The sequence below is a fragment of the Psychrobacter sp. CX18 genome (assembly GCF_057396215.1).
Window position 1 is genome coordinate 214,239 of sequence record NZ_JBXYJH010000008.1, and the last position, 19,247, is coordinate 233,485.

Annotated in this window: 12 protein-coding genes; 3 read left to right on the forward strand and 9 right to left on the reverse strand. The window is 37.4% G+C overall.

Annotated elements, in window-relative coordinates:
* Nucleotides 1-196: 196 nt before the first annotated feature.
* Nucleotides 197-1,588, reverse strand: a complete 1,392-nt coding sequence (locus AC2SLT_RS08350; protein WP_486547199.1) for an NAD-dependent succinate-semialdehyde dehydrogenase — start codon at nt 1,586-1,588, stop codon at nt 197-199.
* Between the two features lie 422 nt (nt 1,589-2,010).
* Nucleotides 2,011-3,000: a LysR family transcriptional regulator gene (locus tag AC2SLT_RS08355; RefSeq protein WP_486547200.1), complete on the reverse strand. Its 990-nt coding sequence runs from the start codon at nt 2,998-3,000 to the stop codon at nt 2,011-2,013.
* A 640-nt stretch (nt 3,001-3,640) separates the two neighbouring features.
* Here AC2SLT_RS08355 and AC2SLT_RS08360 point away from each other — a divergent pair.
* The gene (locus AC2SLT_RS08360) at nt 3,641-5,224 is read left to right on the forward strand and encodes an isocitrate lyase (RefSeq protein ID WP_486547201.1); all 1,584 of its coding nucleotides are present in this window, start codon (nt 3,641-3,643) and stop codon (nt 5,222-5,224) included.
* A gap of 133 nt (nt 5,225-5,357) precedes the next feature.
* Here the strand turns inward: AC2SLT_RS08360 and AC2SLT_RS08365 are convergent, their stop codons facing one another.
* The gene (locus AC2SLT_RS08365; protein WP_486547202.1) at nt 5,358-6,452 is read right to left on the reverse strand and encodes a DUF4349 domain-containing protein; all 1,095 of its coding nucleotides are present in this window, start codon (nt 6,450-6,452) and stop codon (nt 5,358-5,360) included.
* 329 nt (nt 6,453-6,781) lie between these two features.
* Between AC2SLT_RS08365 and AC2SLT_RS08370 the strand changes: the two genes are divergently transcribed.
* Nucleotides 6,782-8,290 (forward strand): CYTH and CHAD domain-containing protein, encoded by a 1,509-nt coding sequence (locus tag AC2SLT_RS08370; RefSeq protein ID WP_486547203.1) that lies wholly within the window; start codon nt 6,782-6,784, stop codon nt 8,288-8,290.
* Between the two features lie 301 nt (nt 8,291-8,591).
* Here AC2SLT_RS08370 and AC2SLT_RS08375 read toward each other — a convergent pair whose 3' ends face one another.
* Nucleotides 8,592-9,128, reverse strand: a complete 537-nt coding sequence (locus tag AC2SLT_RS08375; protein WP_486547204.1) for a L,D-transpeptidase family protein — start codon at nt 9,126-9,128, stop codon at nt 8,592-8,594.
* 187 nt (nt 9,129-9,315) lie between these two features.
* Here AC2SLT_RS08375 and AC2SLT_RS08380 point away from each other — a divergent pair, with 187 nt between their 5' ends.
* On the forward strand, nt 9,316-10,437 hold the full coding sequence (locus AC2SLT_RS08380; RefSeq protein ID WP_486547205.1) for a hypothetical protein: 1,122 nt from the start codon (nt 9,316-9,318) through the stop codon (nt 10,435-10,437).
* 189 nt (nt 10,438-10,626) lie between these two features.
* On the opposite strand, the gene ruvB is transcribed toward AC2SLT_RS08380, so the two are convergent.
* From ruvB to lysS, 5 genes are all read right to left on the reverse strand, one after another.
* Nucleotides 10,627-11,604: a Holliday junction branch migration DNA helicase RuvB gene (gene ruvB / locus AC2SLT_RS08385; RefSeq protein WP_486547206.1), complete on the reverse strand. Its 978-nt coding sequence runs from the start codon at nt 11,602-11,604 to the stop codon at nt 10,627-10,629.
* A gap of 475 nt (nt 11,605-12,079) precedes the next feature.
* Complete coding sequence (locus AC2SLT_RS08390) at nt 12,080-12,982, reverse strand: LysR family transcriptional regulator (RefSeq protein ID WP_486547207.1); 903 nt, start codon at nt 12,980-12,982, stop codon at nt 12,080-12,082.
* 175 nt (nt 12,983-13,157) lie between these two features.
* The gene (gene dnaX, locus AC2SLT_RS08395) at nt 13,158-15,527 is read right to left on the reverse strand and encodes a DNA polymerase III subunit gamma/tau (RefSeq protein WP_486547208.1); all 2,370 of its coding nucleotides are present in this window, start codon (nt 15,525-15,527) and stop codon (nt 13,158-13,160) included.
* Between the two features lie 138 nt (nt 15,528-15,665).
* Nucleotides 15,666-17,084 carry a hypothetical protein gene (locus AC2SLT_RS08400; protein ID WP_486547209.1) on the reverse strand — a complete coding sequence of 473 codons (1,419 nt, stop codon included), beginning with the start codon at nt 17,082-17,084 and terminating at the stop codon, nt 15,666-15,668.
* Nucleotides 17,085-17,454: 370 nt separating this feature from the next.
* Nucleotides 17,455-18,981 carry a lysine--tRNA ligase gene (gene lysS / locus AC2SLT_RS08405; RefSeq protein WP_486547210.1) on the reverse strand — a complete coding sequence of 509 codons (1,527 nt, stop codon included), beginning with the start codon at nt 18,979-18,981 and terminating at the stop codon, nt 17,455-17,457.
* Nucleotides 18,982-19,247 lie beyond the last annotated feature (266 nt).

The window sequence follows — 19,247 nt, forward strand, 5'->3', positions numbered from 1 at the left end:
AACTTTTAATGTAGGCTGTGGCTTTAGCCCAGCATTTTAGATCATAGGTTTTGATTTGCTGGGCTAAAAACACCAGCCTACAATGAGTTTTAATAAGTTGAGAACGAGGTAAATTTTATAAAAAAGCCCCCGATAATGAGTATCGAGGGCTTTGCCGTCAAGAACTTTTATAAATCAATAAAGCTAAACCGAATGATTAAACAGGGGCTTTGTTAATCACAAACAATGTTTTCTCATTCACAAACTCTTTCATACCAGAGCCGCCATGCTCACGACCATAACCAGAGTTTTTAACGCCGCCAAATGGCAACAATGGATTAACTAGACCGTAACCATTGATGTTAACCATACCGGTGTCAAAGTACTTCGTAGCCAATTCGATAGCTTTGTCCTCATCTTTAGTGAAGATACCGCCACCCAGACCATAGCGGCTATCGTTTGCAATGCGCATAGCATCGTCTGTATCTTTTGCACGAATTAGCGCAACTGCTGGGCCGAATAGCTCGTCATCATAGGCAGGTTGGCCTGGCTCTACATTCTCTAGAATAGTTGGTGGGAAAAAGTTACCTTTTGAACCTTCGGGAACTTGACCACAAACGGTTTTTTTAGCGCCTTTGTCGACACTTTCTTGAACTTGTTTCTCGATCGTCTCAACTTGCTGCTGCATTGATAATGGACCAAGATCAGTTGAGTCATCCATTGGATCGCCGATTTTGTATGATTCAAACTCTTTAATCAGCTTCTCACGGAACTCATCATAAACGCTGTCGACAACCACAAAGCGTTTAGCGGCCACACAGGTCTCACCATTGTTATACAAACGTGCATAAGCACAGGTTTTAACAGTAAGATCTATATCTGCATCATCTAGTACGATGAACGCATCATTTGATCCAAGCTCCATCACTGTCTTCTTCAGTACTTTAGCTGCTTGCTGAGCAACGATTTTACCTGCGCCATCACTACCCGTTAGAGTAACGCCGCGAACTTTGTCATTATTGATGATTTTCTCTGACTGATCATGGTTAATGATTAGAGCACGGAATAGTGCGTTAGGTAAGTCAGAGTCATGCAAGATTTTTTCAATAACTTGACCTGATTCTGTGACGTTTGACGCATGCTTTAACAAAATAGCATTACCGGCCATTAAGTTGGCAATGGTATAACGAAATACTTGATACGCAGGATAGTTCCAAGGCTGAATACCATAAATGATACCGATAGGCTGATAAGTGACGATCCCCTTATCCATTCCTTCAACTTCACGGATATCATCCGCTAAGTGATCGGGACCTGTTTGAGCCGTAAAGTCGCAAATACCTTTACAAATATCGACTTCTTGCAAGCTTTGCTGATAAGTTTTACCACGTTCTTTTGTCATCACTTTAGCAAGCTCTTCTTTGTGCTTCATGAGTGACTCACCAATAGAGTTAATAACTTTTGCACGTTCATCTAATGATTTCAAACGCCAATCAAGAAACGCTTCATGAGATTCGTTAATAATCTGATCGACTTCGTCTTGAGACATATAATCATAAGATTTAATGTCTTCATTGGTATATGGGTTTACTGTTGTAATATCTGCCATGATTATTATCCTTACATTTAACGTATTTATTTATAGACAAGGTAGCTAGAGATAACGCAGCCATCATCTGATGACGCTGTCTTTAATTGTTTCAATAGAAAATAAATATCGTCCATCTAAATTACCATCGTGATTTTTGTTCTTGTTATTCGTGTGATGATAATTCGACAATATATTTTTATGGGCAATATTTTTATGTGCAAACCTTGTCATTGATAACTATTTAAAAGTTACGTTTATTAGGATAACAGCTAGGCTGATAATGTCATTAAATGAGCTGTAATCAACTGTAAGTACTGTGTTAATTTCCTTAACTTATTTCGGGCTCTGTAAAGAATTTAACCATAGTTAATATAAGTATACAGAGCACGTTTATCGGTAACTATTAAGACATCTATTAAGCTACTAAAACTAATAAGCCACTAAAATAAGTGGCTTATCATCGGAACCTCGTCTTCATTATTTTCTTCATCAGCGACCACCTGTCTTGCGACATGCATAATGAGTTGTCGCAACCATCTATGCGCTGGATGATGTTGAAGCAAAGGCGACCAAGCCATCGTTAATTCAAATTCGGGTATAAAGAACGGAGGTTCTTTTAATATAATACTGTCATTATTCGCCTGCATACGTGCCACCCTTGTGGGCAGTGTTGCAATAAGATCTTTATTAGCAGCTAACATCGCAGGCATTTGATAATGACGGGTAAAGACGCTAATTTGACGCTTTTGACCCAGTCTTTGAAGTGCCTGATCAATTGATCCCAACCCGCCTGACTTATCAGGATTAACACCAAAACCAACGCCCATTCCTGTTTTTGAGACCCAAACATGTTGCGCTTTAAGATAGTTTTTAAGATTAAATTTATTGACATAGGGACTTTCTGCGGACAATAAACAACTGAACGTATCACGCCATACTAGAACTTGGTGAAAGCTTTGGGGTATTTCATTAAAGCGGTTAATGGCTAAATCAACACGACCTTGCTCCATATCTCTATAAGACACATCTGACGGGGTTAAGAAGTCTAAAATAACGTTTGGGGCCTCAGATCGTAATGCTTTTACCAATCTAGGAACTAGCGTCGCTTCTGCATAATCCGAGGTCATAATTCGAAACACTCGTGATGTACTATAGGGACGAAACTCAGTTCTAGGCTCCAAAAGCTGTTGTAACTCTGCCAATATTTCGCGAACTCTAGGTTGTAACTCTAAAGCCCGTTCCGTTGGCGTCATACCTTCAGAGGAACGAACTAATAAAGGATCATTAAATAATTTGCGTAATCGACGCAATATATTACTCATTGCAGGTTGAGTGATACCCAACTGTTCCGCGGCACGAGTAACATTTTTTTCCCTCAATAAAACATCTAGATTGACCAATAAGTTCAAATCGACCCTTTGTAAATTCATAATACTCTCGGTAATTTATATTGATATAGTAAGCGGGTTGCCCCTTAAAATGGCAGCTTATACGGGTATATTTATTGAATAGCTTTGAGTTATAGTCTTTTAAACTAAATCATACAGCCTCTTGAATTTAAAGAAATTTCAATATCATGACTATTTATTGATATGGTCACACCGCACTGTCGTACACACACTGATATTGTTTGATATGACGCTTTTTTATTTTGATTTCATTTTAAGCTTAGATATTAAAGCATGACATTTCTCGGTACGCTATTGTTGGTATTTATCATCCTAGATGGTCTGGAGACGATATAACTATTGTACTATAATGTAAATAAATACCCAAGATAACCCTCATAAACTAGATAAATTTAACTAATGTCGTTATAGTGACCGCTAAGTGTTAAGGGCATAGTGTTTAATTACTATAAATTTGGTTAGTATAGCTTTGTGATATTTAAATAGTCATAAACCACTTTCACTAATTAAAATTTTAAGCATTAAGCAGTTATTATAACTATACGAGGTTTAACGCTTTAAGTTTAATCCTCTTTTTTAAAGTGCGTAGAATAAAAACTCCTTACTAATCATAAGAAGCATTTATTTCACTCAACCCATCCCAAAATCAAGGAGACAATTGATGTCAACTTATAAATCAGCTCTAGAGCATATCCGCGAAATTAAAGCGAAACATGGCAATTGGCAGAATATCAGCGAGTCTGATGCTGCCCGTATGATGGTTCAAAATCGTTTCAAAACGGGTCTTGATATTGCCAAGTATACCGCTGCTATTATGCGTAAAGATATGGCAGAGTATGACGAAGATACTTCTAAGTACACTCAGTCTCTAGGTGCATGGCATGGTTTTGTTGCACAGCAAACTATGTACGCTAAGAAGAAATACTTTGGCACTACTAGCAAAACATACATCTACTTATCAGGTTGGATGGTCGCTGCATTACGTTCTGAGCTTGGTCCATTACCTGACCAGTCAATGCATGAAAAAACAACTGTACCTCAACTAATCGAAGAGATTTATACCTTCTTACGCCAAGCTGACGCTAAAGTCTTAAACGACTACTTCCGTGAACTTAACGCTGCAAAAGAAGCCGGTCAAGATACTACTGAAATCGAAGAGAAAATCAATAATTTCGATTCTCACGTTGTGCCAATTATTGCCGATATCGATGCAGGTTTTGGTAATGAAGAAGCCACTTACCTACTTACTAAAGCCATGATTGAAGCTGGTGCTTGTGCTATCCAAATTGAGAACCAAGTATCTGATGCAAAACAGTGTGGTCACCAAGCTGGTAAAGTAACCGTTCCTCATGAAGACTTTATCTCTAAGCTTAATGCTATTCGTTATGCTTTCTTAGAACTAGGTGTAGACGATGGTGTTATCGTTGCGCGTACTGACTCTGAAGGTGCCTCTTTAACTCAGAAAATCCCAGTATCTGAACAACCTGGCGACTTAGCCTCTAAATACATCGACTTTATCGATGTTGAAGAAATTGACATCGCTGATGCGAAAGAAAACGATGTACTATTGAAGCGTGATGGTAAACTGGTTCGTCCAGTACGTTTGGCCAATGGTTTATTCCAGTTCCGTGAAGACACAAATATTGACCGTGTTGTTCTTGACTGTGTAACCGCTTTAGAAAACGGTGCTGACTTACTTTGGATTGAAACACCTACTCCAGACGTTCAGCACATCAAAATGATGGTTGACCGTATTAAAGAACAGCAACCAAAAGCGAAGCTTGTTTACAACAATAGCCCTTCATTCAACTGGACGCTTAACTTCCGTAAGCAAATCATCGCTCAGTGGGAAGAAGAAGGTAAAGACATCTCAGCATACGACAAGAATAACTTGATGAGTGCTGACTATGATGGTTCTGAGCTTGATGCTGCTGCTGACCAAGCTGCTAAAGACTTCCAGCGTGATGCGTCACGTGAAGCTGGTGTGTTCCATCACTTAATCACTCTACCTACTTACCATACTACTGCTCTTAGCGTTCATGAACTTGCTAAAGGCTACTTTGGTGAAGATGGTATGCTTGCTTATGCTGCTGGCGTACAACGTAAAGAAATCCGTGAAGGTATCTCATGCGTTAAACACCAAGCAATGGCTGGTTCTGATTTAGGTGATGATCACAAAGAGATCTTCTCTGGTGATAACGCTCTTAAAGCCGGTGGCGAGAAAAACACAATGAACCAATTCTAAGAACTATTTCTTAGTGCTTTCATTGTAAAACGTTACATAGAAAAGTATTAAAAAGTCGTCCTACTTTGGTAGGACGATTTTTTTTAGCTTTATTAGAATCAACTTCGATGGTATGAGTGTTTAAATATCGGTATTAATCATTAGAATTGACTGATTCATCTTTAACCACTCTTTTTGGTTTCTTGGTATAAACACGGCGTATAAGCTTCCTGAACACCCGGAAAATTATGAAAGCTATAGCTAACAATGTCCATAACCACCATAGGCTTATAATACCCAAGATAACAAATTTAATCATCTCCCAACCGTCAATAATAGACTGTTTGACCTGTTGCCAAAAACCAGGTTGCTCCGTTGCGAGCATATGGTCAATACTCTCTGTTGTTTCTTTATAGATACTATTCGGCTGAGTGAAGGTCAGCTCAATGGTGCTATATTTGACTTGATCGGCGATCATCATCCTTTCAAGCTCAGCCATTTGTTGACGCTGCTTGGCTGAATAAGTGGCTTTTATCGAATCTATATTACTCGCCTGCTCTTTCTCATTATCACTGTCCAAACGCTGCTCTGTTAAGTCAGAAGCCATTTGCGAATTAAGTTGCGCTTGGAGTTTTTCTCGATACAAGTCTAAGGTAACATCTTTAGCGCTATACTCTTGATGATTTAAGAACGTCACTTGTTTTTGCACTTGATTGAGAAATTCACTCACTTTTTGCTTAGGTATACGAACCTGCATGTTAGCTTGTCGATAATATGTGACTAAGGTTATGTCTTTATCTTGTTGCGTAAATGTCTGACGAGATACTTCGTTACTTTCGATGCGACTGGATGCTATATAGCCTTTATATTGACCTGTCAAGGTTTCGATAGTATTCCTAGTCTCCACCACATCGTCTACCTTGAAGTTAGCACTGGCATTGACCAACAACTCTTTTCCATCAATCTCTACATCTGTAACTTGACTACCTAAGGTAATGTTCGATGAGTCTCCGACGTTATCGACAACTAATTTTTTATTTTCTGCTATTGTGGCAGTATCATTAGAGACATCATAAGCTATTGTATCGCCACTCTCAGCGGTATCATAGGTACTAGACTGCTCTACTGTCTCGTTATAACTGTCTTCTTTCGCTGAATCACAGCTCGCCACGAGTCCTAAAGTGCCCGCTAGAGTGACTAAAAAACAGTATTTATAAACAGTAGGATATTTCTCTTTATTAATATTCATAGTTCCCTTAATGAGTGTTAGGACAAGTTGATAAGTTTTGATTGGCTTTCAAATAATTAACGCTGTCGATTTCCTAGCTTTGAATATCATAGCTACTAGCTTTTAATATCACAGCTAATAGTATCTATGCTACAGACTTTATAGTTTTACTAATTTGAATTATAAAGAAATTTATCAGGTTATGGGTAATTAATTTTCAACGATAGTATTGCAAACAAAGCCCTATAATAATTGACTATGATTTAACACTTTTTATTTGTATCATGGTAGGTCAAATACATTTATATTATTCAAATCTAATAGATAGAGCTTTGTTAAAAGGATAAATAATGCAAGAAATTGAACTTAAGTTTTTAGTGCCCGAATATAAAGTTGATTCGTTGATGCGTCAGGCAAAAGTTAAAACATCAACCACATCACAATTGGCGGCTCATTACTTTGATACGTCAGATAATACATTGGCAAATTCTGGTATGGCCTTACGGATTCGTAAAGAGGGCGACACTTGGGTTCAGACCTTGAAATCAACTGGAGATGGTCTAGCATCCCGTGGTGAGCAAAACAATATTATTAATGACGATAAGATTGAAGAAGCCTTACAAAGTGACGGTTTATATCCTGATTTATCAGTATACGAAGACTCAAAGTTATCTAAATTGTTGACCTCCTCGTCAAAGGGTGACCAAAGTCAACTTTTAAACCGCAAATATATCACCGACATTCAGCGTACAACTCGCCTTATAAAAAAAGATAATAACGTTATCGAAATGGCCTATGATGAAGGTCATGTTATCCATGGTAATGATGTGGATATATCCCATCCTATATTAGAGATAGAATTTGAGTTAATTAAAGGTGATCTTGATTTTTTATTTGCAACTGCTAAAACGTGGTGCAAACGCTATAATTTATGCATATCCACAGTGACAAAAGCTGAGCGCGGTGACCTTTTATTAGCCGGCAAAACTCATGCAGATGCCACTAAATCCGATTTAAAGCGTTTGAATGTCGATAAAAATATGAGCCAGCCTGAATTTTTGAGAGCGGTTATCCAGAACTGCATGATTCAAATCTTACCAAATGTGAGTGCGATTGCAGCAGGTAGTAGAGATGGTAATCATATTCATCAATTACGCGTTGGACTGCGCAGACTTCGTACTGCATTAAAGTTCTTTGAGGGTTTTTCAAGTCAAGTAAATCCTGAGTGGGTTCCCATTTTAAAACAAACGTTTAGTATATTGGGAGAATCGCGTGATCGAGAAATTTTAAGAGATCGCACCCAAGTTTCATTGGAACAACTTGGCGGTCCACATGTGGACTGGTCGTCAGAGTTTGAAAATATTGATGTGCAACCTATAGACGCCATACGAGCCAATGATTTTCAATTGACCTTATTAGAGTTAATTGAATATACAATGAGTCCCGCAGATGAAGATCATGCTAGTAATGATGCACCCTTAACGGAAGCCACCAGTAAAATACTTGAAAAACTTTATAAAAAAATTCGCAAAGCCAGTGTCAATTTTGCGACATTAGATATTGAAGCCCAACATGATGTCCGCAAGCGTTTAAAAAGTCTGCGGTATGTGAGTGAGTTTGTTAAGCCTTTGTATAAAAAGAAGAAGACCCGTGCTTTCTTAAAATACTTAGAGCCCGCTCAAGAGGTGTTAGGAGAGTATAACGATGATATTGTTGGTGAGGAGTTTTACCGAGCTAAAACGGATAAAGATCCCAATGCTTGGTTTGCAGTCGGTTACTTTAGCGCCCAAAAATACTTTGCGGCTCAAAAGTGTGCCGAAAGTTTAAAAAGTATTAAAGAAGCACCAGTATTTTGGTAGGTCTTCTAGTACTCAATTACTCACTTTCTTGCACTTTTAATACTAAATCTATCATTTAACTTAGCAATACTACCCTACCAAAGAAGGCGTGTTCGACCGCTATAAATTGAAGTATTTAAGAACGAGCCTGACTATAATAGGGTATTTTATAAGATATAAATACTTCTACACCCACTAATATTATATCAAAACAAAAAACCTTTCTAGCCAATGGTTATGAAAGGTTTTTTGTTTAAATAAAAGATAAAACGTATTTAAAGAGAGAAAGTGTTTAAGAAAATACGGCATAACTAACAGGGTTTTACTTTTCTAAGATCTCAACAGGTGTGCCTCCATCAACCTGATCAAATAACCAAATAATATCTTCATTGCGCATCCTTATACACCCATGCGACTTTGGTATACCCATCGGTTCAGTATCAGGTGTACCATGAATATAAATATATCGTTGATAAGTATCACAGCACCCTTTTTCGTTATTACCTTTGTTGATACCGTCTTCGCACCCTTGTAGCCATAATATACGAGTTAAAATCCAATCCCTTTCAGGATTGGTGGTAGCTAATGACTTATTGTAAATTTCACCGGTTGCCACTCTACCCACAAATACGGTATTAACCGGCATTTTATCGCCAATTTTGTCGCGGATATAATGTTTACCTAAAGGCGTACAGCCTGAATCTTCCTGACTACCTATACCATTTTTAGCTGTCGAAACTTTAAAGACCTTCTGAGGTTGATTGCGATCTGAATTAAAATCATAAAATGACAATTCCTGATCGGCTATATTTATGACGATCAAGTTGTCTGAGTTGTTTATATTTTTTTCATTTGCCATCTCTTCACTCTCTACAGTTGACTCACGACGTCCGAAGAGTCATTCTATACTTTATGAAATAAATAGTATTATAAAGAATAAAAGTAATATGAGTTTCAACTATTAATAGGTATTAAATTATTAAGGGGTTGTAACTATGGTCAATCGCCCTTATGATAATGTCAAATCGTAAAAAGTAGTACAATTTATGACAGCTCTCCTACCAACACGCGTATCGATTTATGATTTCCTATTTGAAGATACACAGCCGATAGATGCAGTATTTGCTGATGCTGGAAATATCTCATTACCTCAAGCTAGAATCCTAATTGAGAATGGAATTCAGGCATTTATCAGTGGTATATTAGCCTATTCACAAAGCTCAGGACCAGACGCCGTTCTTAGAAAACTACTTAATCGCAATCAAGTTAAAGAGTTACGCAAATTTAATGCATTTAATTTTGATACGATGCAGACCGCAATACAGCACGGTCAACAAATTTATGAAGCGGTGTTTAATAGACCGGAAGCACGTAAATCGGTTTGTATGGAATTGAGCAAAAGGGCACGTTTATCACCTAAAGAAACCCGTCCATTATTAGGAGCCCTAACTCTAATTTGCTTACGTGAAATTGCCATATTAGTAGACTTCGCCCAATTGAACGCGACAGAAGTTGAGGTATGGTTCAAAAAGCAACCTCAGTTCTTAACATTAGACCGCGATATTGCCAATTTAACACTCAATGAAAACGTCTGTGATGCTAACGCTTTTAGGATGCCAACTTATGACGCTTCATGGCATCAATTAACCGGTTATATGTTACCAGACACGAATATACATACACAATCCGAGCAAATGCCACATTATGCAAAGGTCATTGGTCGAACGACTCAATCTTACAATAATCCATCAACGGATCAAGGTCAAATTATCGTAGATATTGCCAATAATAGTGACATATTGACATTTTGTGACATGGATAATATCGCATTGCCTTATCAGCGATGGATGTTACAGCTGGCAAAAATATCAGATATATATCTTAGCCGCAATCGATTAAAAATTGGACCTGAACCTGTGCAACCCCCCTCTAGACCATTCGTCAGTTTCGGGTTTATGGAAAAGAACCAAACTTTAGCACCCCATAATCATACTAAAGATAATTCTTCTCACGCCCCTTTTTGGAAAAATCCAATTTTGATAATTTTAGTTTTAATCATTGGTGTCCTAAGCTTAATGGCGATTGGTAAGTATTATTACAAAAGTTTAGATATAACGGTAAGTTCAAAGTCTCACAGCACCCTAATATACAAAACCCATCATTTATAGTCCATACCAAATCTAGAAATCAACCTATTGAGTAAGTTGTTATTGGGTAAGTTGTTATTGAGTAAGTCAGTTGAGTATGTTGTTGCTGAGTAAGACGGTGTGGAGTTAGTCAGTTGAGTAAGTCTAGTGAAACCACAACATATAGTCGGCTCAGCGAGCCAATAACAGATAAGTTGTTTAAAAATGGCATTACATTTGATCAATCGCCATTTGAGTTAATACACGCCCCCTAGCCGTTCGAAGGACGTACCCTTGTTGTATTAAGTAGGGTTCAATAACGTCCTCTAACGTACCTCGATCTTCAGCCATGGCAGCGGCAATGGCTTCAACCCCAGCTGGCCCACCCTCAAAACGATCATGAACCATTTCAATGTATCGGCGATCAAGATGATCAAGCCCTCTTCTATCTACAGCAAGCATATCTAAAGCACTACCGGCAATAACACCTGTTACTTCTCCATTTGATTTAACTTCTGCATAATCACGAACACGCCGTAGCAGTCGATTAGCTATACGTGGCGTACCTCTCGATCTACGTGCGACTTCCACCGCTCCTTCAGGGGTCATAACGACATTCATTAGACTCGCTGAACGGCTCACAATAGTGGTCAAATCTTCAATGTTATAAAACTCTAAGCGCTGAACAATGCCAAATCGATCTCTTAGAGGCGAAGTTAGGAGACCTGCCCTCGTCGTTGCAGCAACCAGAGTAAATCGAGGTAAGTCAAGTTTGATTGATCGAGCAGCAGGCCCCTCCCCAATCATAATATCTAATTGGAAATCTTCCATGGCGGGGTATAATATCTCTTCAATAACAGGACTTAATCTGTGTATTTCATCGATGAATAATACATCCCCTTCCTCAAGATTCGTCAGCATTGCCGCTAGGTCACCGGCACGCTCAAGCACTGGGCCTGAGGTAGATCTTAGATTGCCACCCATTTCACGAGCAATGATATTTGCAAGTGTCGTCTTACCTAATCCTGGAGGTCCAAAAATTAGGGTATGATCTAGTGCCTCTTTTCTTCTCCGAGCAGCTTCAATGAATACTTCCATCTGTTCACGAACGACAGGCTGACCAATATATTCTGCCAATGTGCCGGGCCGAATATTATTATCTACCGTATCGTCACTACGCTCTAAAGGATTAATGAGTCTATTTTCCATATTTATAATTAACACTACTTAAAAAAAGGGGTTATCAAGTTGGTAAACTTTATTTAAAAGATGCAGGCTATTTAATACTGTTCTAAACGATAATCTTAGTAAACTAGACTTATAAAATGTACCATTAAAGACGCTTAAAAAAATTTAATTTATAGGCTAATGTTTAGGTTCAATATATTAATTAATCATAACCTTAAATAATAGGATATCTTTAATAAAAGATTATAAATTATACGTTAAATTTGGTCGGGTTTGACAATAGACTGCTTTAATAATCGTTTTTAACGAAAAAAAAACGCTCAAGTGGCATTTTACAATAAATATATCTATTGTAAAAAACCGCTAAAGCGTAATTTTATAAATTTTCAACTGCTATTTTCTAGTCTACTAATACTTCACTAATAACTATTATTTTTATAACAACTATCTATTAAAATATTAGGTGTTAGTAAAATATTAGGCGTTAGACTCATCTTTAAGCTGCGGCATGAAAATGCTTTTTAAGGACTTCGAGACAACGCGTAATTTTAGCCGGTTGTTGATCTCGATCTAGGGTTACCGCATAAAGCACGAAATTAGGTAACGAATATTCAGGTATAACTTCTACCAACTCACCAGAAGATAGTTCTTTTTGTACATCAAGAGACATGACACGCACTAAGCCATGACCTTCTTTTGCTAAAGTCGTCGCTAAGAAAATGTTGTTAGTTTGAATACGAGTATTCATCTTAACACGGTTTTTCTTCTTGGTTTCGATACTAGTGAAGTCTAATGTATTAGGATCTTTCATCAAGTCGATACCGATTAATTGATGCTCTGAAAGATCTTTTGGTTTAACAATCTTTTCATGCTGTCTTAAATAATGAGGTGACGCCACAAGCATCTGTTTAACTTCTGCCAACGGATAGGTAGCTACCGAACTGTCTTTAATTTGTGGGCTCATCCGAATAGCAATATCTGCACGCTCTTCAATTAAATCAATGTAATGATTATCAGCGATAAAATGAATACTCAAGTCATCGTGTGCCGCCATCCAGGTAGACAAGGCTGGTAATATATGATTTACCCCTAATTCAGGAGTCGTCGCAATACGTAAACTACCTGCTAACTCGTCTCTTAACTGATTTACTTTAATACGACCCTGATCTGCAGCAGTGACCACATCTTTCGCTGCCTCATAGAAGCTTGCCCCAGCTTCTGTTAAGCTAAGCTTTCGTGTAGATCTATGAAGTAAGACCACACCCAAATCTTTTTCTAAAGATCGAATCTGTTGACTTACTGCACTGGTTGTAATTCCTAACTGTCTAGCTGCACCGCTGAATGAACCATGACCAACTACGCTAGCAAAGACGGCCATTCCTCTTAAATTGTCTAACATAATAATTAACACCTAACTATGTAATATAAGAAGTACATTATACCTTATTTAAGCAGACAAATGTTGAGAAAATTTAATAAATATTCATATAAAATGAATTTTTTAGTGTGCTTTTGTTAAAGTATATTACAAACATGATACAGCAAAGCTGTAGAATAATAAACATAGCTTATTTTTATAATAATTTTAAATGGGTAATCTGCCCATTGTACTCAGAAATCAGTCTTTGCATCACTGAACTACTTGAAATAAGCTGTTTAGCATAACTTTTAGCCGTTGCTTCACGATGCTTTTGACGATTTTGTGGTAATAAATCAGCGTTATTTTTATTAAGCGAACTATCAATCCTAATAGTGACTTCAGCACCAAATTGTTCCGCTAAATGACTGGCTAACTGTCTAAAAATACTCTGCATATTTTTAGTATCAAAAGCAACTTTAAATTCACTTTTACCAGCAATATCTCCAACCATCACCCCTTGTCTTGCCATAGCCAGTTCATCCTGACCTAGTGCACCTGTTTCACGAGAGGTTTGTAACCAGTAATCCCATTTATCAGGTGTCCACTCACCTACTAGATCAATAGGTGAACATTTTAATAATAGTCGGGGATCTTGATCAGATAATTGTCCATTGTTGCTATCTTCAAGCTTATCATTTGAACCGATAATGCTTTCAACTTCGCTTACCTGAGATTCAAGCTGATTATTTATAGATATTTCCGTTTGAGTTAGACCCGTTTGAGTTAGAGTAACGTCATCATTTGCCAAAGCTTTAACATTCTTATCTAAAACATTCTTATCTAAAACATTCTTATTTAAATTATGACTACCTTGCTCACCTTGTGGTTCCTCAATATCTATCTCTGTGGACAACGTCGATTTTCTTTCATTATCTACTTCAGTTAAAGTATCGGAATCTTTTGATTTGTTACCCGAAATAAACTTGGAGTCTGCTATTGCTTCGCTCGAACCTTTAATATCTAATAAATTATCATTATCGTCGTAACTTAAGTTAATATCAGTTTTATTTTGCACTGAATGACTATCTTGTTCCAAGTTACGGTACTGATAGTTTTCATCTGATTCGTCAGTAAATGCTAGCGCTTCACCAGCTTTAGGATCTATATCGATATGAGCCGCATTATTTTCGCCAAATTCTAACTTTTGACTTTCTAGTTTTGAATTATCTTCATTAAAGATAGGTGTAGGATTATCGCTTAACTCTTCATTCTCTTCGGTATTAACAGCATCTACAGTATTATTTGCATCTGAAAGATTTTCAACTTGCGTATTATATTTTAAGACAGTGGATGTGGAAGAGTCAGATACTGAGAGGTTATCTGCTAATAGTGCATCTTCTTTTATATGATTATCTAAAACTTGATCATTTATAAGCTGACTATTTGAGACTTGCTTATCTGAATTCTGGTTAACAGGTACTTCCTGAGTAGCAAGCGGTCTAAAAGCCAATAAACGTAAAAGGCACATTTCAAGCGCTTGTAATGGCGTATTCGCAAGTTTAATTTGCTCACGCCCTTGGATTACGATGTGATAGTAAAGTTGCAACACGTCGGGCTCAATCTGATGAGCAAGTGTGTTTATCTGCTTTGACTGATTGTCATTGACATTAAGTGACACGTTAGGAAGTAATTGCACCATAGCAATTTGGTGTAGCAGCTCTGCTAGACCATCAAACATACTACCTGCATCCACCAGTTGCGCACGCATTTGTTCAATATGCGCAGCCACTGCTTCTTTTTCACCTTGATAAATATCAAGTATTAAACTCGCTAAGTCAGCACTATTTATAAGACCCAACATATCATTGACGGTCTCATCGGTTAATATCCCTTGTCCAAAAGCGATCGCTTGATCGGTTAATGACAGTGCATCACGTACCGAGCCTTTTGCGGCATTCGCCAGTTGCCAAAGTGCGGGATTGGTAAACTCTATACCCTCTTTCGTCAATAGATTGGCGATATGGTCGCTAATAGCTTGTTGTGGCAGTGGACGTAAAACAAATTGCAAACAACGACTGATGATAGTAATTGGTAACTTTTGGGGATCTGTCGTTGCTAATAAAAACTTAACATGCTCTGGGGGTTCTTCCAAAGTCTTTAATAACGCATTAAAACTGTGGGTCGATAACATATGTACTTCGTCGATTAAGTACACTTTATATCTGCCTTGAGTGGGCGCATAAGGCACGTTATCAATTAATTCGCGTGTATCTTCAACTTTGGTACGCGATGCGGCATCGATTTCGATTAAATCAATAAAACGACCCTGATCAATGGCAACACAACTGCTACACACTCCGCATGGTGTACTGGTAATACCTGTCTCACAGTTTAAACACTTTGACAAGATGCGCGCAATGGTAGTTTTACCTACCCCACGCGTGCCGGTAAATAAATAAGCATGGTGTAAACGATTATGATCTATGGCATTGATTAACGCCTTAGACACATGTGTTTGACCCACCAACTCATGGAAGTTTTTGGGGCGATATTTACGTGCTAAGACTTGATACTGCTGAGACATAATGGACAACCATACTTAAATTTAAAACCTATGGGGATAATATCTACTACCCAATCTAAAAATTTACCTTATGAGTGAAAGCACGACATATAGTAAGTTCAATGTGTCTGTTACAGAAAAGCGTATTATCTATTATAGCTATAGTGCTATTCCAGACTGATGGAATACATCCATTTCTACGGTTACATTGCCTTTACCATCATGATTTGACATATCAAACCCTAGTATAAAGAATTCATCCATAAAGGGCTCTTGTAGTTGGGCATTGATATCTAAAAGAATATCTTGATAATTTTGTTCAACATACTCACGGCTATAATCAGCGTCGGGCGCTAAACCATAAAAAATAATGACATAATGATGACCAAAATCATTATAAGAATGTTGGTGTGACAGATAACCCTGTAAACAGTCCTCTTTAGAACGCGTCTCATAAGCCATCATTTCCTCGATAATACTTAAACGAGTATACATTGACTCTGCAACTAAAATCTTTACTTGCTCTAGGGGTAGCGTGTCACCTGCATCATCTCGACGCTTCGTTGTTCCATTCAACAACTTTTGGAAGGTAGTTGAATAACTTTGGAGGTTCTGCTGCAACTCAGATTTTTTCTTTTCATACTCAGTATTATCATCATCTGCATGGCTAATAATATCAATTAATCGAGTTTCGACTTTAGACAGCAATCCTATTTCGACCAGCTTTTCTTGTACAGAAACGGCCCTTTGATAAAAATCTGCAGTGTTTAAAAATTGTTGAGCTAATTGTAGCTCACTCCCAAAGCTATCAAAACTTATTAAGTGTTGGAGATGATATCCATAATAGCTTATCAAATCACTTGGGGTTTGTAGTATCTTAATCATCTGGTAAAAGCTATTCAGACTAAATAACTGTAATACCTTGCTCTCATCATCTAAATCAAAAACACACTCTTCTTGGAAAAAAGAACTGCCATACTCATGTTCAATCTGATATTGCTCACCCTTATGAATAATCATGATGGAGGTAATACCAACATAGTGTATGACTTCCCCCTCAGCATTATCTGCATTGTCATTATTAACATGAAGGTTTGTATTGTCATTATCAAATAATGATGAATCAACCTTGGCATTAACATGTTGGAAACGCTTATTAATTTGAGTTGCGGCTTGTTGTCTTAATTCAGAAAGTAGGTTTTTGGGGACATTAACACTGTCGACTTCTGTCGTTTCTTGATGAACTAAAACATACAGACGTTGATTTCCCAATTTGAAGGCATAATCAAATTTACCATAATCCACCAAGGGGTCGTTCTGATCTATATATACAGATAAAAAGGTACGGTTGAACATTGACGTCCAATCGAAGCTCGGAAATTTGCTGGAGGATTGTTTGCCAGCAGAATTGGTATTAGAACCAGCTACAGCTTCAGATACAGGGCTGATTAAGGGTCTAGAGCCTGATTTCGCTGGACTATTCTTTTGAGCTGATTTTGAAACATTAGGATCCGAAAACCGTCTAGGACCATTGTTTAAAGAAACACTTTTTAATTTTTGGGTTGAGTAGTTTGCCATAACATGTATTTAACCTAAACTGTAAAAATATGATAAAAATTTAATGATTATTACTATACCGTTTTTTTATAACTCTTGCACTTATCTTGTGTGTTTTCTAAGGTTTATTATTAATTATTATACTAATACCAAACCTATAAATTAACCTATCAAGTAAAGTGATCGAAAACGCTATAAATATTAGCTTTCTTAAGTCTAATGTGGCCTAAAAAGAATAGGTTATTTTATAAAAAAAGATATCTAGCAAAAAATAAAGGACTGCTCATCATAGCAGTCCAGTTATTTAACAACCAACCATCCAATTTTTAAATATTTAGAAAAAATGAATAGTAAACTGCTCTATTTTCATTTATTAAATAGCCAATATAATTCACAGTTTCATTCTCATATGTGGGAATAAAATGACATCACGAATACTGGCAGAATCCGTAAATAACATCACCAAACGATCAATCCCAATACCTTCACCAGCCGTTGGTGGTAAACCATACGACAATGCTTCAATATAATCTGCATCAAAATGCATGGCTTCATCATCACCTGCATCTTTCTCAGCAACTTGGTTATGGAAACGCTCTGCCTGATCAGCAGGGTCATTAAGCTCACTAAATCCATTAGCAATCTCACGCCCGCCTATAAACAGCTCAAAGCGATCGGTAATCTCTGGATTTTCATCATTTCGACGCGCTAATGGTGACGTTTCAGCAGGATATTCAGTGATAAAGGTGGGTTGACGCAACTTATGCTCAGCGGTCTCTTCAAAAATGATAGTTTGCAGCTTACCAATACCAAAGCCTTCTTTAACCTGTTGTTTTAGGACATCTTGAGCATATTGAGCGAGATAGTCTCGATCATCAATCTTAGACATATCAAAATTATCAGCATATTTTGCAATGGCTTCTTTCATACTTAAACGAGTAAAAGGCGCTTTTAAACTGATCGTTTCTTCTTGATAAGTAATCTCAGTAGTCCCTAAAATATCCGTGGCCAACTCATTAAATAAGCGCTCAGTTAGATCCATTAAGTCTTTATAATCGGCATAGGCTTGATAAAATTCAATCATGGTAAACTCAGGATTATGACGTGTCGACACCCCCTCGTTTCTAAAGCTACGATTGATTTCGAATACTCGCTCAAACCCACCAACGACCAAACGCTTCAAATATAGCTCTGGTGCAATGCGTAAATATAACGGCATATCCAGTGCATTATGATGTGTGATAAAAGGTCGAGCTACCGCTCCGCCAGGGATAGGATGCATCATTGGCGTTTCGACTTCCATAAAGCGTTCGTTTAGCATAAATTTACGAATACCGCTCACCACTTGACTGCGAATCATAAAGGTATCACGGCTTGAGTCATTGGTCATTAAATCTAAATGGCGATTTCGGTAGCGTGCTTCTGTATCCGATAAACCGTGAAACTTGTTTGGCATAGGACGTAAAGATTTAGTTAATAGCGTCAGCGATTCTATATGAACGTACAAATCACCTTTACCCGAACGGCCAATAAAACCTGATACGCCGACAATATCACCTAAATCTAATGACTTTATTAGGGCAAGGGTCTCGGTATCCAATTCTTTACGAGCAACATAAAGCTGAATACGTCCTGTCATATCTTGTATAACGATAAATGCCCCACGATTTAGCATAATCCGCCCAGCAACATTCACCTGAGTTTTGTCACCATTGGCAGCTTTTTCTTCGATTTCTTGCTTGCTAATACCCTCAAATTGCTGCTGTAAATCATGAGCATAGTCGGTACGCTTAAACTTGTTAGGATACGCAATCTTGCCAGCACTGGTTATTTCATCGAGTTTTGACTGACGCTGCGCAATTAGCTCGTTGGTATCTTCGATTGATGGTGCTTGTTCAGGTGTGTTTTTATTAGACATAGGACTCTCAAAATGGTTTAAATTATAGGATTTAAAACTATAGTATTATCAACAACTAACTTATCAGTATTTACGTATTAAAACGTCATTAAAACGACTCAACGTTTAAAACAATCAACAATAATCGCTACCTATAGACAGAAGCTGATGTCCTGCTATTTAACAATTTTATTCAATAAACGTTCATTTATTTTTAGTTTTCTATATTTTTAATTTATCTAGTTTTTATTTTTATAAAGCTATCTATTATTTAGAACACTATTACT

Coding starts and splice junctions, on each gene's coding strand:
- AC2SLT_RS08350 (WP_486547199.1), bottom strand. CDS start 1,588: ATGGCAGATATTACAACAGTAAACCCATATACCAATGAAGACATTAAA.
- AC2SLT_RS08355 (WP_486547200.1), bottom strand. CDS start 3,000: ATGAATTTACAAAGGGTCGATTTGAACTTATTGGTCAATCTAGATGTT.
- AC2SLT_RS08360 (WP_486547201.1), top strand. CDS start 3,641: ATGTCAACTTATAAATCAGCTCTAGAGCATATCCGCGAAATTAAAGCG.
- AC2SLT_RS08365 (WP_486547202.1), bottom strand. CDS start 6,452: ATGAATATTAATAAAGAGAAATATCCTACTGTTTATAAATACTGTTTT.
- AC2SLT_RS08370 (WP_486547203.1), top strand. CDS start 6,782: ATGCAAGAAATTGAACTTAAGTTTTTAGTGCCCGAATATAAAGTTGAT.
- AC2SLT_RS08375 (WP_486547204.1), bottom strand. CDS start 9,128: ATGGCAAATGAAAAAAATATAAACAACTCAGACAACTTGATCGTCATA.
- AC2SLT_RS08380 (WP_486547205.1), top strand. CDS start 9,316: ATGACAGCTCTCCTACCAACACGCGTATCGATTTATGATTTCCTATTT.
- ruvB (WP_486547206.1), bottom strand. CDS start 11,604: ATGGAAAATAGACTCATTAATCCTTTAGAGCGTAGTGACGATACGGTA.
- AC2SLT_RS08390 (WP_486547207.1), bottom strand. CDS start 12,982: ATGTTAGACAATTTAAGAGGAATGGCCGTCTTTGCTAGCGTAGTTGGT.
- dnaX (WP_486547208.1), bottom strand. CDS start 15,527: ATGTCTCAGCAGTATCAAGTCTTAGCACGTAAATATCGCCCCAAAAAC.
- AC2SLT_RS08400 (WP_486547209.1), bottom strand. CDS start 17,084: ATGGCAAACTACTCAACCCAAAAATTAAAAAGTGTTTCTTTAAACAAT.
- lysS (WP_486547210.1), bottom strand. CDS start 18,981: ATGTCTAATAAAAACACACCTGAACAAGCACCATCAATCGAAGATACC.